6 protein-coding genes are annotated in these 5511 nt (G+C 62.5%); 1 reads left to right on the plus strand and 5 read right to left on the minus strand.

The genetic code is table 11. The features are described from left to right. Positions 1-97 precede the first annotated feature (97 nt). The 3 genes from CKO41_RS17685 to CKO41_RS17695 all read right to left on the minus strand — a co-directional run bounded on the left by CKO41_RS17685 (position 98) and on the right by CKO41_RS17695 (position 1332). On the minus strand, positions 98-472 hold the full coding sequence (locus CKO41_RS17685) for a hypothetical protein (RefSeq protein ID WP_200383221.1): 375 nt from the start codon (positions 470-472) through the stop codon (positions 98-100). Between the two features lie 99 nt (positions 473-571). Beyond that, positions 572-1042, minus strand: a complete 471-nt coding sequence (locus tag CKO41_RS17690; RefSeq protein WP_200383222.1) for a hypothetical protein — start codon at positions 1040-1042, stop codon at positions 572-574. Continuing rightward, on the minus strand, positions 1039-1332 hold the full coding sequence (locus CKO41_RS17695) for a nucleotidyltransferase domain-containing protein (protein WP_200383223.1): 294 nt from the start codon (positions 1330-1332) through the stop codon (positions 1039-1041). Before CKO41_RS17695 ends, CKO41_RS17690 begins: the two co-directional genes overlap by 4 nt. 562 nt (positions 1333-1894) lie before the next feature. Between CKO41_RS17695 and CKO41_RS17700 the strand changes: the two genes are divergently transcribed. Then, a complete protein-coding gene (locus CKO41_RS17700; protein WP_200383224.1) occupies positions 1895-3052 on the plus strand; it encodes an ISAs1 family transposase in 1158 nt (385 codons plus the stop codon). Between the two features lie 163 nt (positions 3053-3215). Here the strand turns inward: CKO41_RS17700 and ltrA are convergent, their stop codons facing one another. Together ltrA and CKO41_RS17710 are read right to left on the minus strand one after the other, a co-directional pair. Further along, the gene (gene ltrA / locus CKO41_RS17705; protein ID WP_200383225.1) at positions 3216-4667 is read right to left on the minus strand and encodes a group II intron reverse transcriptase/maturase; all 1452 of its coding nucleotides are present in this window, start codon (positions 4665-4667) and stop codon (positions 3216-3218) included. A gap of 572 nt (positions 4668-5239) precedes the next feature. Next, positions 5240-5401 (minus strand): hypothetical protein, encoded by a 162-nt coding sequence (locus tag CKO41_RS17710; RefSeq protein ID WP_200383226.1) that lies wholly within the window; start codon positions 5399-5401, stop codon positions 5240-5242. Between the last annotated feature and the right edge of the window lie 110 nt (positions 5402-5511).

Below are 5511 nucleotides of genomic sequence, written 5' to 3' on the forward strand. Positions count from 1 at the left end.
ACCGTCACCTCGACCGTCACCTCCTCACCCGAGCGCTTCACCACCGTCGCCACAGCCGCACCTTCTCTTCTCGCCACAGAAGGTTACAAGATACTCCTCAATGGCACATCATGTCGAGGCCGCACCCGGTCGTGGGGTGGATAAAGAACAGGTCTGCCGCCGCTTCGGCCTGCCGATCGCGCAGATCCGGGATAGGCGTTTCATCTGCTGCGTCCCGCGTCCAGGGCAAGGCAGCCCAATTCACCGGGCCAGAGAAGTTCAGAGGCTCCGTGAAGGTCGCGCTGTTGCCAGGCGCGCAGGCGCTCAAACCCGCCACCAGCACCATCGCCAACTGGAACCAACCGATCCGCGATCGCGCTTGTCGCTTCGTTCTTGGTGCCGGGATACTCATCACACAGCCACGGTTCAGGAAATAGACGGGGCGCCGCAAGCCGCGGGCGCTGGAATTCGAGGCTAGTCGGAGCTGCAACATCGGTCAAGCTGCCCGCGCCTTCCCCTTGTTTTGCTCATGCGGCATGCAATGTGAGACCCCAAACGCAGGTTCCGCACGCGATACCTCCCGGCGACCATATCAACCAAGATTCGGCAGGCGCTTCGCCGCCCAGTCGAGGCGTTTCGCAATGCTGAGGATCTCCGGCGTTGCGGCGTGGATGCCATTGAGGATGTCGGCGATGGCGTCCGGGTCCGGATACTCGTGGCTGACCGCGTTCCGCAGCGCACGTTGCCGCTCCCAATCCCGGGGTTCACCGACGATACCCTGCTTTTGCATCAGCGCATGGAGCTCGAGGAAAGTGCCATCGGCCTTTGGCTCCAGTTGGGCCCTGGCGAATGCGCGCATGGCGGGGAAGAGCAGGTCTTGGCAGCGCGCATAGCGGATGGCGTAGGCGTCCAGGCGCTCTTGTTCCCCTGGCGGCAGCGCGACGATGCGGTCCGGCGTGAGCGGGAAGCAGTCCGAGACGCCAGCGTGGGTGACGCGCAGGCGATCAGCGGCCTGTTGCAGTGCCTTCAGGATCTCCGCGAGGACATCCCGCCGTCCGGTCATAGCTGCTTCCCCTCCGCCTTGGCCTGGCGCATGAACGCCGTGAGCGTATGCCGGCGCACCACCAGGTCCACCGGGCGCTTGAGGCGGCGTTCGAGCTCGGCACGCAATGCCTGGCGAGCGAGGAAGAGATTTTCCGGCAGCGCGCCGGCCGGCTCGACGTAGAGGTCGACGTCACCGCCCCGGTCATCGTCGTCGAGCCGAGAGCCGAACAGCCACACCTGGCTCCCTGCCCCGAAATGCGCTTGAACGCTGTCGCGGATGCAGGCGATCTCGTCGGTAGTCAAGCGCATGGGGGCCTTCGGCAGGTGGTCGCGGGGATCTAGCGGGGATCGAGCCGGAATGGCTTAAGCCGTTGCTGCTCAGATCTTGCGATCACGCAAGCTCTTCGTCAACGTTTCCCGAAGTTCCACATAGCTGTTCTCACCGCGGCTCTTAGAGCAGAACTTATGGTCCCAGGTCTAGCCTCGTGTGAGCGGGCGTGATGCAGCCATGTGGGAGCACGAACCCCCAACGGTACATATGCGGGGCAACTCGCCGCCCGTGCCGGTAACGCCCTCCACTGCCGAAAGACCACCAAAGCGCGCCGCCGGTTTGGCCGAGGGGCACGCGAACTCCGTAAAATGCTGAAACACTAACTAGAATGGGCAATGTGAGACCCGACCCCGGAGTCCCAGAACCCCGGCACCCGCAAAACGTCTACCGTTCCGGGTCAGCTAAATCGTGACCCCGCGGCCCCTGTCGGGTAGCAGGATGGCCTTACGGCCACCCCGCCCCCTAAGACAGGGCAAACGCATCATAGCATTATGATATTCTTATAGAATATACATGATATAACCTCCGCAACATTCTGAGATGGCTATCGCGGAGGCTCAAGAAGTGACGCTCGATTCGGATCGCTCGCTGATCAAGCATTTCAGCCATCTGGAAGATCCGCGCGACGGCACGAAGGCGCGCCATAAGTTGCTGGATATGATCGCGATTGCGGTCGCCGCAGTGATCTGTGGCGCCGACGATTGGGTGAGCATCGCGGCGTTCGCACGGGCCAAGGAGGCCTGGTTGCGCCAGTTTCTGGAGCTGCCCAACGGGATCCCCTCGCACGATACCTTCGGGCGGGTGTTCTCGCTGCTGGCACCGCAAGCGTTCGAGGAGTGCTTTCGCGCCTGGGTGAATGCCGTTCGCCAAACCATACCGGAGGAAGTGGTCGCCATCGACGGCAAGTCCGTGCGGCGCTCACACAATCGCAAGGCGGGCTTGGGTGCGCTGCACATGGTCAGCGCCTGGGCGACGGCCAATCGTGTGGTGCTGGGGCAGGTGGCCACGGAGGCGAAGTCCAACGAGATCACGGCGATTCCGCGCCTGCTCGATCTGCTGATGCTGAACGGATGCATCGTCACCATCGATGCGATGGGCTGCCAGACCAAGATCGCCGAGCAGATCATCGCCTCCGGTGGGGACTACGTGCTGGCGCTCAAGGGCAACCAGGGCACCTTGGCCGAGGAGGTCGAGGAGGCCTTCATCGACGCCGATGCCAAGGATTACGCGGGGTTGGACGCGCAGGTCTTCGAGACGCGCGAACGCAACCATGGGCGCGTCGAGACCCGTCGCTACTACACCTTGGGCCATCTCGATGGCCTCTCCCGGCGCGCGCTGTGGAAGGGGATGAACATGATCGGTATGGTCGAGTCGCAGCGCGAGGTCGACGGCCAGACCTCCACCGAGTATCGCTTCTACATCGGTAGCATCGGCACCGACGCCGAGCGTTTTGCGCGGGCCGTGCGCGGTCATTGGGGGATCGAGAACGATCTGCATTGGAGCCTCGATGTCGCCTTCCGCGAGGACGACTCGCGGCTGCGCAATCCGCAGGCGCGCGAGAACTTCGCCGTGCTTCGCCACATTGCGCTGACCCGCTTGAAAAACGACACGCGCGAGAAGATGGGTATCAAGAACAAACGCCTAAAAGCGGGCTGGGACGACAAGTACCTGTCAGACCTTCTATTCCAGACCGGGTGATGCACGTTCAAGTCAGCATCCCTGGCAACGCTATATAAGCAATGACTGATGCGTTTGCCCTGCCCCCTAAGAACCGTGCTTGCGACTTTCACCGCACACGGCTCAAGCTTTGAGAAGGCGCCGTGAAGCACCCGGCGGTCAACGGGGTTGTGGCGAGGACGCGTCACGTGATGAGCCATGAAGGCGCGTGGGCGGGTGGCCGTCCCCGTTGACGCGCGCGCCGCTCGACGAAATAGTCGGCGTGCTGCGGATCGTAGGGGTTGGCGTCACCGCGGATGGCTACATGGCGTCGAATCGGGATGCTCGCCATCCGGAAGAGCGTGACCGATCCGTGCGTGAACACCCAGTCGCGGCCGCCGCGGTGGGTATAGTATCGATCCTTGACCCACTTGCGGGCTTTGCGGGGATGACGTCGTTTCGCCCAGTTCCATGTCATGCGCCAGATCGCGGAGTCGATGTCGCTGAAAATTTCCTTGCTCACGACGTGGCGGTAATAGTTGCCCCAGCCCCGAATGACCGGATTGAGGCGTTCGATCAACACGTCCTGCGGTAGGCTCGCGCCTGTGCGGAAGATGATCCGAACCTTCTCCTTGACCGCCGCGATACTGGGTTTGGCCGGTTTGATGAGCAGTTTTCCGTGATACTTGCGCAGGTTGAAGCCGAGGAAGTCAAACCCGTCGTCGATGTGCACGATCCGGGTTTTCGCTTCTGACAGCTCCAGGCCCCGTTCCTTGAGGAACTGCTGCACCAGGGGTTTGACCTCATCGGCGAGCAGCGCCGTGGACGTGCCGGTGATGATGAAGTCATCCGCGTAGCGAACCAGCTGGACCTTGTGGCGAGGCTGGAAGCGCGCCCGCAGGCGCTGGGCCAGCCCGTCGAGAGCCATATTGGCCGCCGTCGGGGAGAGAATCCCCCCTTGCGGAGTACCCTCCGTGGTGGGATGAAAGACCCCGCGTTCCATGAACCCGGCGTTGAGCCAACCGCGCAATTTCCTTTGGTTGGTCGGGATCTGCTCGAGGAGCCATGGATGTGAGAGCTCATCGAAGCAGGCCCGGATGTCCCCTTCCAGAATCCATTCGGCGCTGTCGCGTCGGCTGAGCGCCAAAAAGCACCTGGCGATTGCGTCCTGCGCCCCGCGTGCCTTACGAAAGCCGTAGGAGCACCGGTCGGCCAGGGTTTCCGACACCGGATCCAGCGCCAGCAGCTCCAGGGCCTGCTCGGCCCTGTCGGCTTGCACCGGAATACCCAGCGGGCGGTGTTTTCCATTTTTCTTGGGGATGTAGATCCGTCTCAGCGGTTTTGGCGTGTAGTCCTTCGCATTCAACTGGTGGGCTTGTCGCCACTTCTGCGCGGGCATCTTCAGCACAACGCCGTCGACCCCCGCCGTCTTGCCGCCCCGATTGGAGCTGACCCGCTGCACCGCCAAGAGCTTGGCGGCCAGCGAGTTGGCGAGCAGGCGTTGTAGCGACCGCACGCGGTGCCACTTGCCGGCTCTGACCGCCTTCACGATTCTGGCTTGTACTCGGCTGACCTGGCGACGTATCCTGGACCAATCGATGGCTAACCAGTGTGCCGCCAAGCCTTGCGGGCCTTCAATGACGCCAAAGGCGCTCATTGTCCAAAGAAACCACGCATGTTGAGCGTTTCCTCACCCGTTTCGTGAGTCAAGACCAGCCGGAAGTCTGCCCCCTTTCGGGGTAGGGCAAAGCTTGAACCCCTATCCGACCCATTACGGATCGGCCTTCGCTTGCTCCGGCATCCTTTACCCGCTCGCCCACGGGTCGACCCTTGCGGGTCGCTGTCCACCGTCCTTGTGGGAGCGATCGGGCTTACCACGTTTCGCATGTGTACCACTCCCGAAGGGTTTAGGCTCCGCCTGTCCGCCGGCAGTGCGACATCTGCGCGGGGCCAGCAATGGGAGCCCCGACCTGACTGCCTACCTTTTGGTCCATGCCTCATCAGCCTCTTTGGCATGTTCTTATTAACGACGGCTCAACAGCGGTTCACCTGAGTTAGCCCTGCCCTTCAACCCCAGCTCCCGACCGCCTTGAGGCTGGCAGTCACAATCTCACCTCGCGGCTTGGTTGCCCGTCTGAGCGACGGAGGCTACAGTGTCCCGGACGCTTCACACCCCAGGGTTACCCCTGACGCATGGCCCGGTAGGGTACCGGCGGAAGAACGCCGGATCTATCTGATTTCCTTGGTAAATAGTGCCTGGAAGAAAACCCCGTTGAATTCAAAAAAACCGCTGGCCTCATGCCGCACCGGCGGTGGATTTTCATTCGGTTCGAGGCCGTCAGCGAGGAATACGGGGCAGCGATGGGAATTCTTGTCATCTTCCGCGTCCATTGGACAGACCCGTCCCTCGGATCGGCCCCGATGGCCCGCGCGAGGCGCTCAGGCGGCGCGCTTTCGTCGGCGCCGCTCGGCCTCCGCCTTGTCGTTGGCCAGCAGGATCG

Source organism: Thiococcus pfennigii, from assembly GCF_016583835.1.
Lineage (GTDB): Bacteria > Pseudomonadota > Gammaproteobacteria > Chromatiales > Chromatiaceae > Thiococcus > Thiococcus pfennigii.

What these genes read in the sequence shown, in the direction of transcription:
- CKO41_RS17710 (WP_200383226.1), bottom strand. Translation starts at nt 5,401, where the DNA reads ATGGACGCGGAAGATGACAAGAATTCCCATCGCTGCCCCGTATTCCTC.
- CKO41_RS17685 (WP_200383221.1), bottom strand. Translation starts at nt 472, where the DNA reads ATGTTGCAGCTCCGACTAGCCTCGAATTCCAGCGCCCGCGGCTTGCGG.
- CKO41_RS17690 (WP_200383222.1), bottom strand. Translation starts at nt 1,042, where the DNA reads ATGACCGGACGGCGGGATGTCCTCGCGGAGATCCTGAAGGCACTGCAA.
- ltrA (WP_200383225.1), bottom strand. Translation starts at nt 4,667, where the DNA reads ATGAGCGCCTTTGGCGTCATTGAAGGCCCGCAAGGCTTGGCGGCACAC.
- CKO41_RS17695 (WP_200383223.1), bottom strand. Translation starts at nt 1,332, where the DNA reads ATGCGCTTGACTACCGACGAGATCGCCTGCATCCGCGACAGCGTTCAA.
- CKO41_RS17700 (WP_200383224.1), top strand. Translation starts at nt 1,895, where the DNA reads ATGGCTATCGCGGAGGCTCAAGAAGTGACGCTCGATTCGGATCGCTCG.